The 21,527-nt window shown below is 53.1% G+C and carries 22 protein-coding genes and 1 pseudogene; 3 read left to right on the forward strand and 20 right to left on the reverse strand.

Annotated features, from left to right (window positions below):
- The 16 genes from fsa to xerC form a co-directional block, all read right to left on the reverse strand.
- The coding region (gene fsa / locus JRI89_11700) for a fructose-6-phosphate aldolase (GenBank protein ID MBW2071903.1) at window positions 1–653 on the reverse strand (653 nt) is incomplete at its 3' end.
- 205 nt (window positions 654–858) lie between these two features.
- On the reverse strand, window positions 859–1,134 hold the full coding sequence (locus JRI89_11705) for a YHS domain-containing protein (protein MBW2071904.1): 276 nt from the start codon (window positions 1,132–1,134) through the stop codon (window positions 859–861).
- The gene (gene folK, locus JRI89_11710) at window positions 1,131–1,631 is read right to left on the reverse strand and encodes a 2-amino-4-hydroxy-6-hydroxymethyldihydropteridine diphosphokinase (GenBank protein MBW2071905.1); all 501 of its coding nucleotides are present in this window, start codon (window positions 1,629–1,631) and stop codon (window positions 1,131–1,133) included. The genes JRI89_11705 and folK overlap by 4 nt, the downstream gene beginning before the upstream one ends.
- 76 nt (window positions 1,632–1,707) lie before the next feature.
- Window positions 1,708–2,511, reverse strand: a complete 804-nt coding sequence (gene dapB, locus JRI89_11715; protein MBW2071906.1) for a 4-hydroxy-tetrahydrodipicolinate reductase — start codon at window positions 2,509–2,511, stop codon at window positions 1,708–1,710.
- Window positions 2,512–2,724: 213 nt separating this feature from the next.
- Window positions 2,725–3,600: a 4-hydroxy-tetrahydrodipicolinate synthase gene (locus JRI89_11720; GenBank protein MBW2071907.1), complete on the reverse strand. Its 876-nt coding sequence runs from the start codon at window positions 3,598–3,600 to the stop codon at window positions 2,725–2,727.
- Window positions 3,601–3,701: 101 nt separating this feature from the next.
- Window positions 3,702–4,562 (reverse strand): diaminopimelate epimerase, encoded by an 861-nt coding sequence (locus JRI89_11725; protein MBW2071908.1) that lies wholly within the window; start codon window positions 4,560–4,562, stop codon window positions 3,702–3,704.
- A gap of 2 nt (window positions 4,563–4,564) precedes the next feature.
- Window positions 4,565–5,821, reverse strand: coding sequence for a diaminopimelate decarboxylase (gene lysA, locus JRI89_11730; GenBank protein MBW2071909.1), 1,257 nt, complete (start codon window positions 5,819–5,821; stop codon window positions 4,565–4,567).
- A 358-nt stretch (window positions 5,822–6,179) separates the two neighbouring features.
- Window positions 6,180–6,389, reverse strand: a complete 210-nt coding sequence (locus JRI89_11735) for a hypothetical protein (protein ID MBW2071910.1) — start codon at window positions 6,387–6,389, stop codon at window positions 6,180–6,182.
- Window positions 6,386–7,762, reverse strand: a complete 1,377-nt coding sequence (gene argH, locus JRI89_11740; protein MBW2071911.1) for an argininosuccinate lyase — start codon at window positions 7,760–7,762, stop codon at window positions 6,386–6,388. Before argH ends, JRI89_11735 begins: the two co-directional genes overlap by 4 nt.
- Window positions 7,763–7,866: 104 nt before the next feature.
- Complete coding sequence (locus JRI89_11745; protein MBW2071912.1) at window positions 7,867–9,069, reverse strand: argininosuccinate synthase; 1,203 nt, start codon at window positions 9,067–9,069, stop codon at window positions 7,867–7,869.
- A gap of 68 nt (window positions 9,070–9,137) precedes the next feature.
- Window positions 9,138–10,052 carry an ornithine carbamoyltransferase gene (gene argF / locus JRI89_11750; protein MBW2071913.1) on the reverse strand — a complete coding sequence of 305 codons (915 nt, stop codon included), beginning with the start codon at window positions 10,050–10,052 and terminating at the stop codon, window positions 9,138–9,140.
- Window positions 10,053–10,086: 34 nt separating this feature from the next.
- A complete protein-coding gene (locus JRI89_11755; protein MBW2071914.1) occupies window positions 10,087–11,280 on the reverse strand; it encodes an aspartate aminotransferase family protein in 1,194 nt (397 codons plus the stop codon).
- A 31-nt stretch (window positions 11,281–11,311) separates the two neighbouring features.
- Window positions 11,312–12,223, reverse strand: a complete 912-nt coding sequence (gene argB, locus JRI89_11760) for an acetylglutamate kinase (GenBank protein ID MBW2071915.1) — start codon at window positions 12,221–12,223, stop codon at window positions 11,312–11,314.
- A gap of 100 nt (window positions 12,224–12,323) precedes the next feature.
- Entirely contained in the window at window positions 12,324–13,682 is a 1,359-nt protein-coding gene (hslU, locus tag JRI89_11765) for an ATP-dependent protease ATPase subunit HslU (GenBank protein MBW2071916.1), read from the reverse strand.
- Window positions 13,679–14,221, reverse strand: a complete 543-nt coding sequence (hslV, locus tag JRI89_11770; GenBank protein ID MBW2071917.1) for an ATP-dependent protease subunit HslV — start codon at window positions 14,219–14,221, stop codon at window positions 13,679–13,681. Before hslV ends, hslU begins: the two co-directional genes overlap by 4 nt.
- 60 nt (window positions 14,222–14,281) lie before the next feature.
- Complete coding sequence (gene xerC, locus JRI89_11775) at window positions 14,282–15,235, reverse strand: tyrosine recombinase XerC (protein MBW2071918.1); 954 nt, start codon at window positions 15,233–15,235, stop codon at window positions 14,282–14,284.
- 236 nt (window positions 15,236–15,471) lie between these two features.
- Between xerC and fusA the strand changes: the two genes are divergently transcribed.
- The 3 genes from fusA (at window position 15,472) to JRI89_11790 (ending at window position 19,100) form a co-directional block, all read left to right on the forward strand.
- Window positions 15,472–17,556: an elongation factor G gene (gene fusA / locus JRI89_11780; protein ID MBW2071919.1), complete on the forward strand. Its 2,085-nt coding sequence runs from the start codon at window positions 15,472–15,474 to the stop codon at window positions 17,554–17,556.
- A 38-nt stretch (window positions 17,557–17,594) separates the two neighbouring features.
- Complete coding sequence (locus JRI89_11785; protein MBW2071920.1) at window positions 17,595–18,479, forward strand: hypothetical protein; 885 nt, start codon at window positions 17,595–17,597, stop codon at window positions 18,477–18,479.
- Window positions 18,480–18,608: 129 nt separating this feature from the next.
- The gene (locus tag JRI89_11790; GenBank protein MBW2071921.1) at window positions 18,609–19,100 is read left to right on the forward strand and encodes a MogA/MoaB family molybdenum cofactor biosynthesis protein; all 492 of its coding nucleotides are present in this window, start codon (window positions 18,609–18,611) and stop codon (window positions 19,098–19,100) included.
- Window positions 19,101–19,106: 6 nt separating this feature from the next.
- Here the strand turns inward: JRI89_11790 and JRI89_11795 are convergent, their stop codons facing one another.
- The 4 genes and pseudogenes from JRI89_11795 to tnpA all read right to left on the reverse strand — a co-directional run bounded on the left by JRI89_11795 (window position 19,107) and on the right by tnpA (window position 21,460).
- Window positions 19,107–19,532 (reverse strand): hypothetical protein, encoded by a 426-nt coding sequence (locus tag JRI89_11795; GenBank protein MBW2071922.1) that lies wholly within the window; start codon window positions 19,530–19,532, stop codon window positions 19,107–19,109.
- A gap of 12 nt (window positions 19,533–19,544) precedes the next feature.
- A complete protein-coding gene (locus JRI89_11800) occupies window positions 19,545–20,021 on the reverse strand; it encodes a Mut7-C RNAse domain-containing protein (protein MBW2071923.1) in 477 nt (158 codons plus the stop codon).
- Window positions 20,022–20,153: 132 nt separating this feature from the next.
- A complete protein-coding gene (locus JRI89_11805; GenBank protein MBW2071924.1) occupies window positions 20,154–20,900 on the reverse strand; it encodes a hypothetical protein in 747 nt (248 codons plus the stop codon).
- Window positions 20,901–21,080: 180 nt separating this feature from the next.
- Window positions 21,081–21,460: pseudogene (gene tnpA / locus JRI89_11810) on the reverse strand (IS200/IS605 family transposase).
- Between the last annotated feature and the right edge of the window lie 67 nt (window positions 21,461–21,527).

The following is a 21,527-nucleotide window of genomic DNA, read 5'->3' on the forward strand; positions in this document are numbered from 1 at the left end:
GAATCTACCCGCTCCCAGTCAGCCAGGAACTTCTTAACTCCAACATCGGTCAGCGGGTGTTTCAGCAATTGCGATATGACCTTGAAGGGAATGGTGGCCACGTCCGCCCCCATCCTGGCTGCTTCCAATACATGCAGAGGGTTTCTGATGCTGGCCACGATCACCTCGGTTTCAAAGACGTAATTCTGGTAGATCTCCAGAATCTGTCCTACCAGTTCCATCCCCACATGGGAAATGTCGTCAAGCCTTCCCACAAAAGGGCTCACGTACGTAGCGCCGGCCTTGGCAGCCAACAGAGCCTGCAACGGTGAGAAGATCAGAGTGACATTTGTATTGATCCCTTCAGCGCTCAACAGACGCGTGGCCTTGAGTCCATAGTCAGACATGGGGATCTTGACAACCACATGTTCGTGGATGGCGGCAAGCTCCCTCGCTTCTCGCACCAGGCTGTCCACCTCGCTGCTGACAGCCTCAGCGCTCACAGGACCATTGACGATTTCACATATCTGGTAAATAAGTTTCTTGAACTCCTGCCGTCCGCGGCAGCCTTCTTTAGCAACCAGTGAAGGATTCGTTGTGACGCCATCAATCAAACCAAGCTCGCCCGCCTCCTTTATTTCTTCGAGATTGGCAGTATCAAGGAAAAATTTCATCTGTTCCCTCCCCTGGCCAGATATCTTGCGAATCACCTGTCAGTCTGATTCCTGAGATCTCTGGACTAGTGCTACTCCCTGTTGACATTGATTATTGCAAAGACCATTCCTCCAGTTAACGAAAGAGCGCCGACCCGTGGCACTCTCCAGGGAAATGAGTCCTCTGCAACGAGAATTTCGCCTGTCGGTTCACAATTGCAGCGGCTCACTGGCTGTGGTGCTTTCCTTGCTTCCCTGTTTTACCAGCTTGTTCTTTTATGAATTTCTGTTTGCATTCTTCACTGCAAAAAAAATATTCCTTACCAGCAAGATGCAGTGATACAGCCTGGGCCGGGAGCAGGTAGGTGCCGCACTCGGGATCTCTGACCATCTCTGCAGTAGTTTGAGATGCGGCTTGTTCACCTCCCGAGAATCTGCCCATGCTCTTGAAGAGTCGGTAGACAATCACGACCAACAAGATGATTGCCGCAAGTCGTATCATCGTATATCCATGAGCTCAACCCGCTGCTCCGGTGCGTCCAGGTTCTCGAGCAGCTCAGTCACAGTGTGATTGAGCAGTGGATGACGAAGCTGCGGGGCAATCTCTTTGAGAGGCAGCAGTACAAATCGGCGCTGGTGAAGACGGGGATGGGGAACCGTAAGTTCTGCTGTATCGATGACGAGCTCATCGAAAAACAGTAGATCTAGGTCTATAATACGAGGCCCCCACCTGTCTTGCCGAACTCGTCCCATATCCTTTTCAATGGCGAGCATTCGATGCAGCAACCAGTGGGCATCTTTCTGCAAGCCCAACAGGGCAACGCCGTTCACAAAAGTGGGCTGAGCCAACATGCCAACGGGGCTTGTTTGATAGAATGACGAGGTCTTTACCAAAGTTACGCCAGAGGCATTGCTGAGGGTCTCTATGGCCAGCCGGCAATTATGCAACCGATCGCCAAGATTGGAACCAAACCCGATGTAAGCCCTGTGTTCCTGCATCCTACCGAGCCCAGGCTCTATTGACCAAGCCCTTCTGCCGTGCCACGCCAATGTTGCAGCTCAGGCAACCTTATGTCTACTTGAGTCCGAGCACATGCTGCATATCGTATAACCCGGGTTCCTGAGCAACCACCCACTGAGCAGCCTTCACTGCTCCACGAGCAAAGTTGTCCCTGCTATGAGCCCGGTGAGTCAATTCGATGCGTTCACCCACGCCAGCAAAAATGATAGTGTGCTCACCAACTATGTCTCCACCCCTGATTGTCTGAATGCCAATTTCTTCAGGACGCCGCTCCCCTATGAGCCCCCGCCTCTCGAAAACCCCCACTTTGTCCAGATCTCTTCCCAGGGTGCTGGCAATTATCTGGGCAATCTTCATGGCAGTGCCACTGGGTGCATCTTTCTTATGGTGGTGATGAGCCTCGATGATCTCAATGTCAAAGCCGTCCCCAAGTATGCGGGCAATGTCGGCCACCAGTTTGAAAATCAGGTTCACCCCCATGCTCATATTTGGCGCCAGAACGCACGGTATTTCCCGGGCCAGGGACCGTATTGCTTCAATTTCTTCAGTGTCGAAGCCGGTGGTGCCGATGACCATTGGCTTTCCCGCGGCAGCTGCCTGCCGCAGGTGCAGCACTGAAGCTTCATGGAAAGTAAAATCAATAACCACATCCCCGCTGTCAATGACAGATTGGAGATCTCCAGCGACCTTGATTCCCAGCGAACCCAGGCCCAGCAATTCTCCAACGTCCTTGCCCACACTCGGGTGGTCGGCCTTCTCGAAGGCAGCTGCCAGAGAAATGGCCTCTGATTCCTGGATCGTATGGATAATTCTTCCCCCCATCCGTCCTGCCGCACCGGCCACTACTGCTTTTACCATTAGTCTCACCCCCAATCTCCATGGACTGGCAGTCCAGGCACCATAGAGGAGCAAGCAACTGCATGGCAAACGCCATACAATGAAAATGCAACTCAAAGAGCCACCTTTGACCAGATAGTTTCGAGGATCACCTCAAATCGTGCCTGGCGCCATTGCTGCCAGTCTCCCGAGTTGCAGCTTCTTTTGCCATCCATGCCTTCCAGGCCCCTGTTGTCAGACAAGACCATACGATGACAACATTTGGCGCAGCTTGTCTCGATTAGCCTGCGTCATACCCGCCAGGGGCAGTCTGACTTCTCCAGAGGAAATCTTGCCCATCATCTCCAGGGCGACCTTTACCGGAGCCGGATTGGTTTCCAGGAACATGGCATGACACAGGGGCAGCAGCCTGTAGTACAGCTCCCGACCCTTATCAAAGTCGCCGGCCAGCAGCAGGTTGCACAGTTCAGCCATTTCTGCCGGCACCAGGTTGGACACCACACAGATAACGCCCTTGCCTCCTACCGCCATGAGTGGATAGGTGAGGTAGTCCTCCCCGGAAACCACATTGAGACTGTCACCGCAAAGCCTGATAATCTCAGTGATTTGTTTCATTGAGCCGCTTGCCTCTTTGACACCGACTATGTTTTCAATTTCTGCCAAACGGGCAAAGGTCTCGGGCTCGATGTTAACAGCCGTTCTGCCGGGAATGTTGTAGATGACGATGGGAATGTCCACCTCCTCAGCCACCTTCCTGTAGTGCTGGTAGAGTCCCTCTTGCGTCGGCTTGTTGTAATAAGGGGCGATCATCAAGACGCCGTCAGCCCCCACTTGCTTTGCGTGTGCGGTAAGCCTGATTGCCTCGGCAGTATTGTTGGAGCCGGTGCCAGCAATCACTGCTGCCCTGCCCTTTACCTGTTCCACTGTAATTTCTATTACCCGCTCGTGTTCTTCGTGTGATAGAGTGGCAGATTCTCCGGTCGTGCCACAGGGCACGATGCCATGCACACCGTTTTCCAACTGGAACTCTATCAGCTGGCGCAAGCCTTCCTCGTCCACTGCACCATTTTTAAATGGCGTCACGATAGCAGTCATCACTCCCTTGAACATGGTGACCTCCTTGAGACGCGTTTGAGGGTTGCAGGAAACCTGGGGAGAAATGATGGCACACCTATTTTGAAAACTCAGAGCCGCATTTCACCCAGGAAGAATTACGACATTAGTTGAAGGTGCTGCAGAGATTCTATTGCAAGTCGTCCCTCATAGACAAGGGCGGCTTCCCCTTCCAGATACACGGTTTCTGGTAGATCTGCAGCGGCTTCGAAATGAATAGTTAGAACCTCACCGCTGCGAACGTGGATGTCTGTGGGAGGTTGGCTCAATCCTTTGGCAGCAGCCACCAGGGCAGCAGCGGCAGCGCCTGTACCGCAGGCAAGGGTCTCTCCTTCTACGCCCCGCTCATAGGTGCGAATCCTCACACTTCCGTCATTGCCCAGGGCAATGAAGTTCACATTGGTGCCTGCAGGCATGGAGCGCTGATGATAGCGAATCTCCCTTCCCATCTCCTCCACATCTATTCTTTCCAGAGCATCCTGGCTGTCAACAAGCAAGACTGCGTGGGGCACCCCGGTGTTTACCCTGTGGACTGTCACGGTGCCCTGTTTCAGCTCCAGGGATTCATCGAGAACCAGCTCTCGAGGCTGGGTGATCTGCAGTTTAACCCTCTGTTCCAGCACCTCGGCTCGAATGATACCGGCCGCAGTCCTGAACGACAGTACTCGACCACTGATGCCAAGCATATATGCCAGCCGCGCTGCACAGCGACCGCCGTTGCCGCACATTTCCGCACTGCTGCCGTCAGCATTGTAAAACTGCCAGCGGAAATCAACCTCCTCGTCATTCTCGATGAGAATAAGGCCGTCCGCCCCAACCGAGAGCTTGCGCCGGCAAATGCTGCGCGCAAGCTCCGAAGCCTTGTCAGCCGCTATCTTGCCGCTTCGATTGTCAATGAGAACAAAATCATTGCCGCTGCCGCTCATTTTGTAAAAGATGATATCTGTGATCATTGTCATAGCTAGCCAAGGAATTCGGGTAAAGTTTCACCTCTTACGAGATCAGCCACTGTTTCACGGCAGCGAATGGTAGCAAACTCATCATCTTTGACCATGACCTCGGGCGGCCGCGGCCGTGAATTGTAGTTGGAGGCCATGACAAAGCCATAGGCACCAGCACTCATCACTGCCAGGAGATCTCCAGGTTCTGGCTCCACGAGCTCCCTGTCCTTCGCCAGAAAATCTCCCGTCTCGCAGATTGGTCCCACCACGTCCACTCTCACTCGAGGCCGCTGCTTTTTGCTTACAGGTTGGATCTGGTGGTATGAGTCATACAAGCTGGGACGCACGAGATCATTCATGCCAGCATCAACAATAACAAAGCGTTTGACAGAGGTCTGCTTCGTATAGAGAACCCTGGTTACCAGCACCCCGGCGTTTCCCACGATAACGCGGCCAGGTTCAAAAATCAACCGACAATCAAGGCCCAGCAACCCCTGTCCCAGGGCCCGAGCGTATTCTCTGGGGTGAGGAGGCTCTTCATCCGCGTAGGTGATGCCCAGTCCACCACCCAGATCCAGATAGCGAATATGAATACCGAAGCGTGCGAGTCTCTCCACCAGATCTCTCAGTCTGCCAAGAGCATCAACAAAAGGTGAAATCTCTGTCACTTGCGAACCAATATGACAATCTACCCCGACTATCTCTACGTGAGACAGAGACTTGGCCTCGAGATACTGCGCTTCAGCAGAATCGAAGTCGATGCCGAACTTGTTCTGTTTCAATCCTGTAGCAATGTAAGGATGGGTCCTGGGATCAACGTCGGGATTCACCCGAATTGCCACCGGAGCCCGGCAGCCGAGACGTCGAGCACAGGAATTGACCGCCGCCATTTCCTGGGCTGATTCAACGTTGAACATAAGAATACCCTGCTCCAGGGCAAAAGTAATCTCCTCTTCAGTCTTGCCTACGCCGGAGAAGACAATCTTTTCAGGCGCCACACCTGCCTGCAGGGCACGGTAAAGTTCGCCGCCGGAGACAATATCCATGCCAGCCCCAAGAGAGGCAAAGAGCCGCAGTACAGCAATATTCGAACAGGACTTCACGGAAAAACAGGTGAGGTGATCCACGTCTGCAAAGGCATCGTCAAAGGCAACAAAGTGACGGCTGAGAGTTGCGTGGCTGTAACAGTAAAATGGCGTACCCACCTCTGCAGCAATGGCCTCCAGAGAAACATTCTCGCAAAACAGGCGGTCGTTGCGGTAATGAAAATGATGCATTGGTTCACCTAGGCAAATTGAAAACTTTTCACATGCTTGGCCACTGCGGTATTGCCCTGGCAGTCACTACTGCTGCAGGAAATGATCTTTTCTAGTCTGGCTGGGCATAGCCGCCTACCACGTCCGGCGTGGACTGTCAGGGACGGCAGCCAGATCAGACGGCGACCTTCAAGGCCCAGGTTTGGCAGTTGATCAAGGCGATAGATTTTTATGGAAAAAGCCTCTCCTCCCAAGTCAAATCCACAAGACTGCTACTCTATGAGCATTGTTGAACTGCATTTTCAACTATAGCAGAGGCCGCTGTCTCTTTCAGTAGCTGACAAGTTGGCAGATCTTCATTCCTGTGGACCAGGCTCTATCACTGTGCGATTCCAGGGCATGCTGCCCAGCCTGAAGCAGCTGCCAGTCGCAAACCAGTCTTTTCACCGCAGTGATGACAGGGTGCAGCCAAGCGTGCATCATTTTTCGGCGGCCTGGGCGGGCCTTTCCTGCCGCAGCCAGGAGTGACAAACATGAGCAGCAACACCACAATCAGCGAAAGTTTTATCTGTTTGCCCATCTTTTTCACATCTGCAGCTCCTTCTCTGCCTGCAGGATGGCTCGCTCCACCTCAGCCTGAGCTGTTCCTCCTGGTATATGACGGCTGTCTGCTGAACGTTTGGCATTCAGAGCAGCCAGAAGATCTTCTTCGAACACTTTACTGAAGGAGGTCCATTCTTCACGACTGAGGTCCTCGAGATTTTTCTGCTGCTCGAGGCAGTACTGCACGATCTCACCCACTTTTCGATGGGCTATTCGGAAGGGCATGCCTCGCTTGACCAGATACTCTGCCACATCGGTGGCCAGAGTGAACCCCCTCGAGGCCATCTCCTGCAATCGTACAGAATTGACCTTCACATTCTCCAGAATTCTCGCCATAACCTGTAGACATTGCCTCACCGTATCCACAGTGTCAAAAAGCGGCTCTTTGTCTTCCTGTAAATCGCGATTATAGGCCAGCGGCAGTCCTTTCATCATGGTCAGCAGGGAAATCAGGTTGCCAAACACCCGGCCGCTCTTGCCGCGAATCAGTTCAGGTACGTCAGGATTTTTCTTCTGCGGCATAATACTGGAGCCTGTACAGAAGGCGTCGCCAATCTCCAGGTAGCCAAACTCTGTGGAGCTCCACAAAATGAGTTCTTCGGAGAGTCTGCTCAGGTGCATCATGATCAGTGCTGCTGCCGAGACATACTCAATGATGAAATCCCGATCGCTCACCGCATCGATGCTATTGCGACTAATCTCTGGAAAACCCAGGAGTTCAGCAGTCATCTCTCTGTCTATGGGCAGAGATGTACCCGCAAGAGCAGCACTACCCAGAGGTGAAACATTGACTCGCTCTAGACACGAAAGCAGACGCTGTCGATCACGCCGAAACATTTCGTAGTAGGCCAGCAGATGGTGGGAAAAGAGGACGGGCTGCGCATGCTGCAGATGAGTAAATCCCGGCATGACAACGCCCAGATGTTCTTTGGCAAGCGCGATCAGACTCCACTGCAAATCTCGCAGATCATGATTTGTATGTTCTATTTCCTCTCTGAGAAAAAGTCGGACATCCAGTGCTATCTGGTCGTTGCGACTGCGGCCGCTGTGAAGCTTTCCCCCTATTTCACCTACTTTTTCGATGAGGCGCTGCTCAACAGCCATGTGCACATCTTCGTGCGACTCGTCCAGCACGAAGGTGCCATGCTCAATCTCCCTGCTGATCTCAGCCAACCCTTCGATAAGGGCGTCTGCCTCCTCTTCGGTCAGCAACCCCTGTCGGGCCAACATTTTACAGTGCGCCAGACTGCCCTGGATGTCATAGCTGTACAACCGCCTATCAAAATGAATAGATGAGGTGAAATGCTCGACAATTTGGTTGATAGGCTCCCGCAGTCGGCCCTTCCACAATTTCGTCACCTTCCTGCTCCTGCAAATTCTGGACTTCCTCGCTTTACCCCTTCCTGTTAGCCATCGAGCAGCAGCCTCGTCCCCGGGACGCCTGGCCAATCACTGTGCAGCCATCATGAGTCGATCAATCGCTGCAGCCGCAACCGCAGGCCCTGCAGTTTAATAAAGCCGTCTGCCAGAGATTGATCGTAGACATCATCCTCTTCAAAAGTGGCATACTGTGGTTGGTAGAGAGATCTGGCAGACCTTCTGCCCACCACCTGACAGGACCCCTTGTAAAGCTTGACTCGCGCCCTGCCCCAGACATTTGCCTGGGCGGCATCCATGGTCTGCTGCAGCAGCCGCATTTCAGGTGAAAACCAGAAGCCATTGTACACCAGCCTGGCGTACTGTGGTATGAGACTATCGCGAAGATGCATGACCTCGCGATCCATAGTAATGGATTCTACCGCCTGATGAGCCACCCGCAAGATGGTTCCGCCCGGAGTTTCATAGACTCCCCTGCTCTTCATTCCTACAAAGCGGTTCTCAACCAGATCTACTCGGCCAATGCCATGTCTTCCCCCCAGGGTATTCAAACGACTGAGAAGAGCGGCGCCAGTTAATCGTTCGCCGTCCACAGCCACTGGATCGCCCCTCTCAAAGTCGATCTCCACATAGGCGGGTTTGTCGGGTGCCTTCTCGGGCGCCACAGTGAGCACAAACATCTCAGGATCGGGTTCACGCCATGGGTCCTCCAGGATGCCTCCCTCGAAGGAAATATGCAGGAGATTGCGATCCACGCTGTAAGGCTTCTCTAGAGTCGCAGGCACAGGTATGCCGTGCGACTCGGCAAATTGCAGCAGCTCCCTTCGAGACCTCAGGTCCCACTGCCGCCAGGGTGCAATGCATTTCAACCTCGGGTTGAGCGCGGCATAGGTCAGCTCAAAGCGCACCTGGTCGTTGCCCTTGCCTGTGGCGCCATGACTTACGGCATCCGCTCCCTCGCCGGCAGCAATTTCCACCTGCTCTTTGGCGATCAGCGGCCTGGCCAGAGAGGTGCCCAGCAGGTAGTGGCTCTCATAAATGGCATTTGCCCTGAAGGCGGGGAAGACAAAGTCCCGGACGAATTCCTCTTTGAGATCCTTGATAACCACCTTGCTCGCCCCGGTGGCCAGGGCTTTCTCCCTGACTTCTTCCAGTTCTTCTCCCTGCCCGAGATCGGCGGCAAAGGCAATAACCTCACAACCGTAAGTCTCTATCAACCATCTGAGGATTATGGAAGTATCGAGACCTCCTGAATACGCCAGCACAATCTTTTTTACTTCTTCAGACAATCTCTTCCTCCTGCGTCCGTTCTTTTGCCGAGGCGGTCCACCTGTTCAAGCCGCTTGCGGATACAGTACTATCCTCGCAACAGCCACTCCAGAAGAGCTCTCTGGAAATGAAGACGATTCTCGGCCTGATCCCATACTACCGAGTGCGGTCCATCCATAACAGCGTCTGTGATCTCTTCCCCCCTGTGAGCTGGAAGACAGTGCATCACTATAACGTCCGCCTTCGCATGCGCCAGCAAACTTTTGTTTATCTGGTAGTCACGAAAAACAGCCAGACGTCTGTCGCGCTCTTCTTCCTGTCCCATGCTGATCCAGACATCTGTATTGACTACATCAGCAGCTGCGACCGCTTCCACTGGATCTGCCACCATCTCTATAGGATACGGCGCTGTCTTCTCAGCCTTCTCCTTTATTTCCCTGCGCGGCTCATATCCTGGCGGACAGGCCATAACCAGCTGGAATGGAATACGCGCCGCAGCATTGATCCATGAGTGCGCCACGTTGTTGCCGTCCCCAACCCAGGCAATGCGCAGCTCACGATAATCTCCCTTTTTCTCTTGAATCGTCAGTAGATCACTCAACACCTGACAGGGGTGGTACAGATCAGTCAAGGCATTTATGACCGGGATGGTCGCATGATGGGCGAGCTCCTGCAGGGCAGCATCGGAAAATGTCCGCACCGCCAGCACATCAATGTAACGCGACAACACCCGGGCCGTATCAGCAAGTGTTTCCTGACGAGAAAGCTGGGTCTCGCGAGAAGTCAACACCAGCACCTGGCCCCCAAGCTGGTACATGGCCACCTCGAAAGAAACCCTGGTTCTGGTGGAGGGTTTATCGAACAGCAGGGCCAGGGTCCTGCCGGCGAGCGTCCTGTCGAGCTCGCCCTGCTGCCAGGCTTTCTTGAGAAGAGCAGCCTGCCGCAGCAGGCCGTCTATCTCTTCACTGCTGAGATCAAGTATGGTGAGAAGATCTCTTTTCATGCCATTGCGCTCCCCACTCAATGCCGAGGCAACCTCATCCTGCCAGCGAGAACACCTCGTCCAGTGCTTCCACTAGTCTGTCAATATCTGTGGAGGTGATGAGCAGCGGCGGCACAAAGCGAAGCACTCTGTCCGCCGTGCAGTTTATGAGAAAACCCCTCTCCTGACACCTTTGCACAATTGTCTGCCCGGGGATATCGAGTTCGAGGCCGACAATGAGACCTCGCCCACGCACATCCTTGATAAAAGCGTAGCGTTGCTGCAGTTGCTGGAGCTGTTCCAGAAAGTACCCTCCCTGCTCCTGCACAGAAGAAAGCAGCTCCTCCTGGTTCACCCTTGCCAGTACCTGGCAGGCCACTGCACACACCAGCGGTGTGCCGCCAAAGGTGGAGGCATGACTGCCACGAGTAAAAGAGTTGGCAACCTCCCCGACAGCAAGCATTGCCCCGATGGGAAGACCATTGGCCAGAGCTTTTGCCAGTGTCATGATGTCGGGCGCCACCTGCTCATGCTGGTAGCAAAATAGCATACCAGTCCGCCCCATACCCACCTGTATCTCATCATAAATCAGCAGAAGATCGTTTTCCTTACAGAGCTGTCTGAGGCCGGCGAGGTAGCCTGCAGAAGGCAAGCGCACGCCACCTTCCCCCTGTATCGGCTCCACCAGGATTGCACAAACTGTTTCATCGATGGCTGCGGCTGCTGCACTGAGATCATTGAACTGCACATGGCGGAAGCCTGGCAGCAGAGGCTCGAAGCCTTTGTGGATCTTTTCCTGACCAGTAGCGGAAATAGCAGCCATGGTACGGCCGTGGAAGGAACCTTCCATGGCGATAATGGTGTAACGGTCTTTACCAAAGTGGTCGCGAGAATACTTGCGGGCCAGCTTGATGGCAGCCTCGATTGCCTCAGCGCCGCTGTTGCAGAAAAAGACTTTGTCCGCAAAGCTCACCCTGGTGAGGGCTTCGGCCAGCTCTACTTGCGGCTGCGTATAAAAGAGGTTGGATACGTGCACAAGTTGCTGAGCCTGATTGTACAGCACATCTGCCAGTCCAGGAGGACAGTGTCCAAGATTGCACACTGCGATGCCGGCAATAAAATCGACATACTCCCTGCCTTCCATGTCATAGAGAAGGCAGCCTCTGCCTCGACTGATGGCAAGGTTATAGCGGCTATAGGTGTCGCATATATGCGCTCTCGACCTCTCCAGAAGTTCTCTACTATCCATGCAACACTCTCCATCGGACAAAGGTTTTACTTCAACCGTTTTTGCGAAAGCCCTCTTCAACCTCTCCGGTAATTTCAGTGCCCACACCTCGATCCATGAAGATCTCCAGCAGCAGGGCGTGTTCAATTCTGCCGTCAATGATGTGTGCCTTGGCAACCCCTCCCTTTACGGCCTCCACAGCGCATTTGACCTTTGGGATCATGCCGCCGCCGAGAACTCCCTTTTCTAACAGTTCGCTGGCCTCGGCCACGCTCATGCTGGAAATCAACTCGCCGCTGGCATCGAGCACTCCTGGCACATCTGTGAGCAGGATCAGCTTGCAGGCCTGCAGGGCCGTTGCCACTTTTCCCGCCACCAGGTCGGCATTGATATTGTAAGTCTGGCCATGCTCATCAACGCCAACCGGGGCAATTATGGGTATAAAGCGGCTCGCCTCGAGGGTCTGAATGATCTCGGGCTGCACGTGGTCAACCTGGCCAACCATGCCGAGATCAATGAGTTCAGGCGGCTTGTCGTTCTTGTGATTGCTGTACAGATGCAGCTTGCTTGCCTTGATCAGTCGACCGTCCTTGCCGCTCAAGCCCACTGCCTGCCCCCCCTGCTGGTTGATAAGGGCAACTATTTCCTTGTTCACCTTGCCCACCAGCACCATTTCCACCACATCCATGGTCTCTGAATCAGTAATTCGCATGCCCTGGCGAAATTCAGACTTCTTGCCGAGCCGTTCCAGAGTCTTGCCGATCTGGGGCCCGCCGCCGTGGACCACAATTGGATTGATGCCAATGTACTTCAGCAGCACAATGTCCTGGGCAAAGCAACGTTTGAGCTGGTCCTGCACCATGGCGCTGCCACCGTATTTGACTACCACGTTTTTTTGATAGAATTCCCTGATGTACGGCAGAGCTTCTATGAGTACGCTTGCCTTTTCTATCTGCACGTCCATGTTTCACTCTTGCCTGACGGCTACCCCTTTCTCTTATTTAGATTCCAACTTCGCTGGCGGCCCCATTTTCAGAAAAACAGAGGCAACAACTTGTCCAGCCCTACAGAATATAGCGGCTCAGATCCTCGTCCTTGACGATGTCACTGAGTCTTTGCCGCACGTATTCTCTGCTAATGACAATGCGTTGTCCCTTCAAATCTGTGGCATTGAAAGAGACCTCGTCGAGAAGCTTCTCCATTACCGTGTGCAGCCTGCGAGCACCAATGTTTTCGGTGCGGCTGTTCACTTCATAGGCTATCTCTGCCACTTCTTCAATTGCTTCATCTTCGAAGACCAGTTCTATTCCTTCAGTAGCCATAAGGGCTTCATATTGAGTGGTAAGGGCATTCTCGGGTTCTTTGAGAATGAGGACAAAATCTTCCTTGCTCAAAGGATCGAGCTCCACCCGAATAGGAAAACGACCCTGAAATTCCGGGATCAGATCCGAAGGCTTGCTGGTGTGAAAAGCACCTGAGGCGATAAACAGGATGTGATCCGTGCGAACCATGCCGTATTTGGTGTTGACTGTACACCCTTCCACAATGGGCAGCAGGTCTCGCTGGACGCCTTCCCGTGACACATCAGGCCCGTGCGTGGCTTCTCGAGAGGTAATCTTATCAATTTCATCCAGAAAGATAATGCCCGAGTGTTCCACTCTTTCGATAGCCATTTTCACTACTTTGTCCATATCGATGAGACGCTGCGATTCCTCCTGGGTCAAAATTTCCAGGGCCTCCGGCACCTTGACCTTGCGTCGTTTGGTCCGCCGCGGCAGCATGCTGTTCATGATCTCCCGCAAATTCACATCCATCTCCTCCAGCCCTGCCCCGGAGAAGATTTCCACTACTGGATAGGAGCGGTCGGTTACTTCCAGATCAACATAGCGATCGTTGAGCCGTCCCTGTCGCAGCATGGTGCGCAGCTTCTCTCTGGTGGACCTCTGATCCTGCGTTTGGAGAGCCTCTGTTGTACCGGACTCTGTGGCAAGCTCTTCGTCCCTGCTTCTTGATGGCAGCAAGATATCGAGAACTTTCTCCTCGGCAATCTCCTCAGCCTTGGCGATCACGGCCTGCTGTTCCTCAGCCTTCACCATATTCACTGCCAGTTCCGTCAGATCCCTGAGCATTGACTCCACGTCCCGCCCCACGTAGCCAACCTCGGTAAACTTGGAGGCCTCGATCTTGAGAAATGGCGATTCCGCAAGTTTGGCCAGCCGTCTAGCAATTTCTGTCTTGCCAACTCCGGTGGGACCAATCATAATGATGTTCTTGGGAGCGATCTCGTCGCGCAAATGTTCCGGCACCTGCTGCCGCCGCCAGCGATTGCGCAGGGCAATGGCCACGGATCTCTTGGCGTCTCGTTGGCCGATGATATACTTGTCCAGCTCTCGAACTATCTCAGGGGGGGTGAGATTTCTCATCTTTTCTCCGCAAGCTCCTCCAAAACAAACTCCTCATTGGTGTAAATGCACAGTGAAGCGGCTATCTTCATGGCAGCCATGGCAATGGCACGGGCATCCATGTCCGTCTGCCCGGCAAGCGCCCTGGCTGCTGCCAAAGCATAGCCCCCTCCGGAGCCGATGGCAAGCAAGCCGTCGTCAGGCTCAATTACATCCCCTGTGCCGGAGATTATTAAACAGTTCTGCGAGTCGACCGCAGCGAGAAGAGCTTCCAGCCTACGCAGCGTTCTGTCGGTGCGCCAGTCTTTGGCCAATTCCACTGCAGCTCTGCGCAAGTTGCCGTTATATTGCTCCAGCTTGTTCTCCAGCCGCTCGAACAGGGTAAGTGCATCAGCAGTAGTGCCGGCAAAACCGGCAATGACCTTGCCGTGATAGAGGCGCCTGACTTTCTTGGCCCGATGTTTCATGACCATATCGCCCAGGCTCACCTGACCGTCACCGGCCACCACGGTCTGCCCCTTGTGACGAACCACCAGGATAGTAGTACCTGTTATGCGCATGCCTTTTCTGCCCCCTGTATTCACCATTCGATAAGGCCTCTTCTAATGAATGGCAGCCTGCTATTTTTCTTTGTTCTGCTCAACGTCGACCCCAGCAGAGGGTTTGCCGCTGCGAGGATGAGCCTTGTCGTAAACTGCCATCAGCTTGTCTACACTCAAGTGAGTATAACGTTGAGTGGTGGACAGACTGGCGTGTCCCAACATTTCTTGCACAGCCCGCAGGTCTGCCCCCGCATCGAGTAGATGGGTGGCGAAACTGTGGCGCAGCCCGTGCGGACTCACGGCTCTGGCCAACCTCCCCTCAATCAGGTATTTCTTGAGCATCCTGGCAACGCTTCTAGCAGTCAACCGACCGCCTCGATAGTTCAGGAATAGTGCCAGCTGCTCCTCACCAGCGACACATAATTCGTGCCGCTTTTCAAGGTAGCGCTGCAGGGCTTCCAGGGCTTTGCTGCCCACCGGAACGATACGCTCCTTGCCGCCCTTTCCCATAACCTTGACGATGCCCAGGTCGAAATCTACACTGTCAAGATTCAGCGAGGTCAATTCGCTTGCCCGTAAACCTGACGAGTACAGCAGCTCCAATATAGCCACATCACGGCAGCCAAGAGTAGTGTGTGCATCAGGAGCATTGAGGAGCTGAAATGTTTCGTCAACTTGAAGAAAAGGTGGAATCTTCCTTCCTACTCTGGGTGACGACACCAGGGCCGCTGGATTGGTTTGCAGCACTCCTTTTTTGGACAAATATGAGAAAAAAGACCGCAGCGTTGAAAGTTTCCTGGCAGCAGAACTTCGGGCATTGTCTCGGTGCAAGGCTGCCAGATAGGTCCTGATGTCAAGATGGCTGATGTCCTGCAACGTATATTTCCGTACCCCGCCTTTTGAAGAAGCACCCCTCGCCTTTATAAAGTTGACAAACTGGTTCAGGTCGCTGGAGTAGTTCCTCAAAGTGTGAGGTGAACAGCTCTTCTCGAGTCGCAGATAGTCCAGAAAGTCCTCAACCGCACGCCGCATTGCTTGTTCCCATATAACTTGTTGAAATTCTGTTTATTAGCACAGTACTCTCATGATAATCAATTGAAAAGTCCAGTAAACTTTTTCTTGACTTTAATTTCTCCGCTGAGGTAAGTTCACGTGTTACATTTCCTTGGACATGCGAGAGATGAAAACAGTGGTTTCTGAGCCATGTCCTTCAGGTCCACAAGCCGCCGCTGCTGTCTGAAAGCACGCTGAAAAAAGAGGGAACTTCCATGAGTAAAGGTGTAGAAAATTTGAGAACTGTAGGTATTATCGCCCACGGTGGCGCAGGGAAAACCACTCTGGCAGAGGCCCTGGTTTACACCGCTGGTGCCAGCAAGAGGCTGGGCAAAGTTGATGACGGCACCTCTTTTCTTGACTTCGAACCAGAAGAAATATCTCGGCAGATCACCATCAGCTCTGCCTTCTGCACATTTGCCTGGCAAAAGAAGGATGTGACTTTGATTGATACCCCCGGCGATTTCAATTTTCTCGCCGACACCTACACCTGCCTCCATGGTGCTGATGGAGCCCTGGTAGTGATCGATGCAATCGACGGCGTCAAAGTACAAACAGAGAAAGTCTGGGAATTCACGGACGAACTCGAACTTCCCCGGGTGGTATTTATCAACAAGATGGATCGGGATCGCGCCGACTTTCAAAAGGTAGTTGCCGAGATCAAAGAGATCTTCGGCAGTCATGCCACTCCCGTGCAGTTGCCCATAGGCTCTGCAGAATCATTCAGCGGAGTAGTTGATCTGCTTGCAGGCAAGGCCTACAAATTTGCCGAGGATGCCAGCGGCAAAATCAGCCAGGTGGACATCCCCACAGAGCTTGCCGACCTTTTCGAATCTCAGCGAGAGGAATTGATCGACCGCATAGCAGAATCCGACGATGAGCTGCTGGAGCGTTACCTGGAGGGTGAAACTCTATCTAGCAAAGAATTGCTGAATGGCCTGCGGCAAGGTTGCCTTTCCAGCACTATTATTCCTATTGCCTGTGGATCAGCGGCCAAAAACATGGGCTCCAGGCTGCTGTTGGATCTCATCGTAGGTTGTCTACCGAACCCTGTAGACCGCGGCGAAGTAAAAGGACGCAATCCAAAAGATGACAGTGAAGAGTCACGAAAACCCGATCCCACAGAGCCCTTCAGCGGCCAGGTTATCAAGACAGTCAGCGATCCATACGCGGGCAGATTGAGCATCATCAGGATATTCTCCGGCACAATGCACCCCGACAGTACGGTGCTCAACTCCAGCAAACAGGTGAAAGAACGTTATGGCTCCCTTTTTCTCATGCAGGGAAAAAACCAGAAGGCTATTGAAAAGGCACTCCCTGGACAAATAGTCTCGGTGGCAAAACTCAAGGAAACACTTACAGGTGATTCCTTATGCGATGAAAAGAAGCCCATAGTGTATCCTCCGCCCAGGGCCATAGAGCCAATCGTCTCTATGGCAGTGCAGCCCAAGAGCAAGGGCGATGAGGACAAGATTTTCAGTTCTCTGGCAAGACTCATGGAGGAAGATCCCACCCTGAAAGTGCACAGAGAAGACCAGACTCGAGAGACTATCCTTTCGGGCATGGGAGAGATTCATATTGAAGCTTCCATGGAGAAACTCAAGCGCAAATTTGGCGTGGAAGTGAAGCTGTCGCCTCCAAAAGTCCCCTACCTTGAAACGATCAAGAAGCCTGTTACCGGCGTCATCTATCGCCACAAGAAGCAGACTGGCGGCCGGGGGCAATTTGCCGAGGTGCACTTTGACATTTCACCGCTGGAGCGAGGCAAAGGCTTCGAGTTCGAAGAAGCACTGGTGGGCATGAATGTGCCGCGAAGCTTTGTGCCAGCTGTTGAGAAAGGAATCAGTGAAGCTATGACTGCCGGGGTACTGGCTGGATATCCGGTGGTAGACTTCAAGATACGCTTCTACGATGGCAAATCCCATGAGGTGGATTCCTCGGAAATGGCATTCAAAATAGCCGCCTCCATGTGTTTCAAGAAAGGTATTACAGACGCCCAGCCCGTTCTCCTGGAGCCAATCATGGAAGTCGAAGTCACGGTGCCGGATGATTGTATGGGCGATGTGATGGGCGATCTCAATGCCAGAAGAGGCAAGGTGCTCGGCATGGACTCCAAGGGGAAAAACCAGATTGTCAAGGCTCATGTTCCCATGGCTGAAATGTTGCGCTATGCACCTGATCTGAGGTCAATGACGGGCGGCAGAGGCATGTTCACCATGAAGTTTTCCCATTACGAGGAAGTGCCGGCACACCTGCAAGAGCAGGTCATCGCAGATGCTCGCAAGCAAAAAGAAGAGTAGGAGAATACACTTTTCTGCTACGCCAGGGGGATATAACGATGGCAGGATCCGAGGAAAAAACGGATGCCCAGCGAAGACCTTCCCAGGAGACCTGGCAGGGCGGCGAACGAAATGACTCACTGGAAGTGAAAGTCCGGCAAGCAACAAGTGCCGACAGGACAAAGCGCACTGCTCTGCTCAAAGACCATGAGGAGGCTGTGCTCAAGGCCCTGTTGGAAAATCCAGAAATTACTGAAATGGAAATTTTGAGCATCGCCAGCAATCCGGCAGCAACGGCGGCGGTGCTCACGACAATCTCTGAAAATCAACAGTGGATGAAGAATTACCAGGTGAGAGTCGCTCTTGTCCGCAACCCCAGGACACCAGTCTCAATAGCACAAAGAGTCGTGGGAACCCTGCACACTGTTGATCTGAAGAGAGTGGTGGCAAGCGGCGGCCTGGACAGCTCCATAATTGAAAGTGCCCGGCAGCATCTGAGCAACCTCGAGACACAGCAGGAAGCAAAGACCGGCAAGACTGTTTTCCAGAAAATAAAAGAAATGTCAGTGCCTGAAAGGCTCAATCTAGCCATGTCTGGCGACAAGGAGGCGCGTTCTCTCCTCATCAAGGACTCAGACAAGAAGGTGCAGGAAGCTGTTCTCGAGAACCCGCGGATTACTGAAACCGAGATAGTAACTATTGCCAATACCAGAACAGCCAGTGAAGAGGTGCTGCGGAAGATCTGTACCAACCGCCAGTGGATGAAGAACTATCGCGTCCGTTTGGGCCTGGTCAACAACCCGAAAACTCCACTCCCCATAGCGGTCAGACTCCTGAGCACCCTAATGGTCGCAGATCTCAAGCGGCTGGCCAAAAGCAAAGGTATACCTAATGTGCTGGCCCAGAGTGCACACCGCATACTCAGTCAGAAGAGGCATGGCTGAATCATAGCAGATCTGATGCCAGGAGGATTCCCTCTGGCATTGACACCCTTTGACACCCATGGATTCTACGAGCCCTGTGCCGACCGCCAGGGATTCCCTGTTTCACAGTAGAGAAAGACGAAGAATGTCATGAGAAAGGCAGCCCTGCTTACAATAAGTGATCGCTGTTCGACGGGTGAGCGGCAGGACCGCAGCGGACCGCTCCTGCGCGACATGCTTCGCAGTGAGGGCTACAATGTGGCGCATTACGAAATTCTGCCTGACGAACAGGATCTTATTGCCCTCCGTCTTCGGCAGCTTGCCGATGAATATTCCGTTGATCTGGTGGTTACCACCGGCGGCACCGGCTTGAGTCCTAGAGATGTCACTCCGGAAGCGACAACGGCAGCGGTGGACAGGCTTGTTCCCGGCATTGCCGAGGCCATGAGGAGCGCCAGCCTGGTGAAAACACGGCACGCCATGCTCTCCAGAGCTGTGGCTGGCGTACGCGGTCAAACCCTCATCATAAATCTGCCGGGAAGCGAGCGGGCGGCTAGAGAAAATCTGCAGGTTGTTTTGCCCGCCCTATCACACGCTATAGACAAAATCCAGGGCGATCCTGCTGAATGTGGCAGCGTCTAGGACACTTTACTGCCTAGATTGATCGTTCTGCTGCTGCTTCTCCTGGGCCTCCTCGGCCTCCGCTGTTTCGGCAGCCTCTTGAGTCTTCCCTTTCTTGAGTTTTTCAACCCTTTGTCGATAATGATCATCTGCAGCCTGGAAGCGCGCTTCCAGCTTTGCTGCTTTCTGAGAATTAGCGTCCGCCCTTTCAAGAAGTGTTTTTATCTGACTATCTTCAGGCCAATCGGTTCGGCCTTGTTGATGCAGCCTGTATATTTCCCTGCCCAGGGCAGCCAGAGTCTTGCCCTGCTTTGCCCTGATAAGGCGACGCTTGAATCGAACAGTCACAGTGTCAGTGTGTTTCAACAACCAGTAGCAGCAGACACAGAGGTAACGATAAAGTGTTCCTCCGAGCACACTGAGCCAACGCCAAAGTGAACCTCCTATAGACATGACCCCTCCCTTCTACGAAACTGCATTATTAAGACTGCCCAGGACTTGTTCAAGTTGTCTTCTCATTCTCACGGAGTGGCTTCCAGGCCAAAACACTCTGTTGCATTGCGGACAGCGGAAAAACCGGCTGTGAGTGTGCCAGACATATTCCGGCACTTCCGCCGCTATATCGTTCTTGTCTACAGCCCTGAGAACCCGGTTGCAAAGGAGACAACGACTAAAAAGCGCTGAGCTGCTGAACTGAAGTTCGAGATTCCGAAACACTTCAATCAATTGTTCTTGTGGGTCATTGCTACTTACAATGACGATTCTACCCTCACGGCGCCACGGCTGGGCACGTCTATCTCTGGTAAGAAGTACCCTTCCCTGGCGCAGCCCTCTTTTTATCTCCTCAGCCGTGCCCTTTCGCAGATATATTACATCATAGCCGAGCACGCGCAACCATTTTGCCAGTTTGCCCAGCATGCGGTCTGCCATAAAGCGTTTCATGCCACCTTCTCACCAGCAGAGGCAGTCAACAAGGTATGTTCTACTGCAAGTCGTTGCTTTATATTTCCCGCCTTCCTCCGGGGGACTATCTGCAGCACTAGTCCGGGGCCAGCAGCCAACAGAGAAAAAGTGTCATCTGGGCAAAATTTTGACGTCTGGAGGCAGTTTCAAACGAAAAGCCTCATCGTCTGCCGGTCCTGTGGCAAGAAACTTTTGATATCTGAGGGTAAACCTCACCTTGCTTGCCTCAAGAGTAAGTTCCATGGGATGAAAAAAACCGTCTGTCCATTTGAAATTGTCGAAACGCACCTGCAATTGCCTGCCATTCCTCCCCAAGACCTCGACACTCTTGGCCCTGGTTCCGCTCGCGTCCAGCCACACCAGTTTGGTAACACCTGCAGCCGAATTGAATAATGTGAGCAAGAGATCTCCACTCCGAGCGTCTCTCATTATCTTGGTGGCGGCAAAGTCCCTGGTGGCAAGCCTTCCTGCAAGCAGCAGCAAGGCCTCATGATCCTTCACAGGCAGCTCGAACAGTTCGAACAGGCTGTCGTCCGAACTCGTCCCGGTATATGCCTGAGATTTTCCAGGCGACCAGACTGTATAGTGCTGGCCGTCGCTGACAAAATAGAGCACAGGTTGTCCCATGCTGCTGAGCAGTTCAAGCCTCAGCAAATTCGGCATGCGGGCGGCAAGGAAAACCTTGCCGGACATGCGCTGTGAAGGGGCTATCAATTGCAAGGTACCTGCGGCTCGAAATCCTGCCAGTTCAAGATGTCGTTGCTGAAGTCTAGCAAGGATTGCGGCAGGCGAGACTTCTGCTTCTCTGAGCGTCCCTACCCTGCCGGCACAGCCCATGGCAAAAAACAACAGGACCATGGCCAGCCTGCGAATTTGCCATTTCGAAAACAAAGCTATGACTTCAACCGCCTTTCACGGAAAATAATGTACTGGTTGCCCTCTAATCAATACTACGATTTTGAACACCAGGTAACCTGTTACAACCCGGCTATACTCGTCGCCAACCACTAAACTACCCTCGTCTGTAAGACGAGGGGTTTAAGTGGGGTCGATTTGAAATCGACTATCGTCAACCACGGGCTCCCCCTCTTGCTCTTCGATATATTGTTGAATCATTTCATCTGTGATGTTGCCGGAGCTTACAGCAAGATATCCGCGAGCCCAAAGATGGCGACCCCAGAATTGCTTTTTCAAATGGTGTTCTGCGTGGGACGGTACGCCAGAAACATGTGGATATGGTCACTCGCAACTTTGCCCGAGATAATTTCTATCTCATGTTCCATGGCAATCTGTCGAAGGACATCCCGTGTTCGAATCGCCACTGGACCCGTTAACACCTTTTTGCGGTATTTTGGGATCCAAATTACATGAACCTTCAGGTCCGTTTTTGTATGGGCTCCGAGTTTATAAAGTCGCATGGCGACAATATAAACTCTTCTTCGCCTGAAGGCGAGGGGTTTCCACCATCCCCGAAAGAGACACTAA

The organism is Deltaproteobacteria bacterium (genome assembly GCA_019309045.1).
Classification (GTDB): Bacteria; Desulfobacterota; Syntrophobacteria; order BM002; family BM002; genus JAFDGZ01.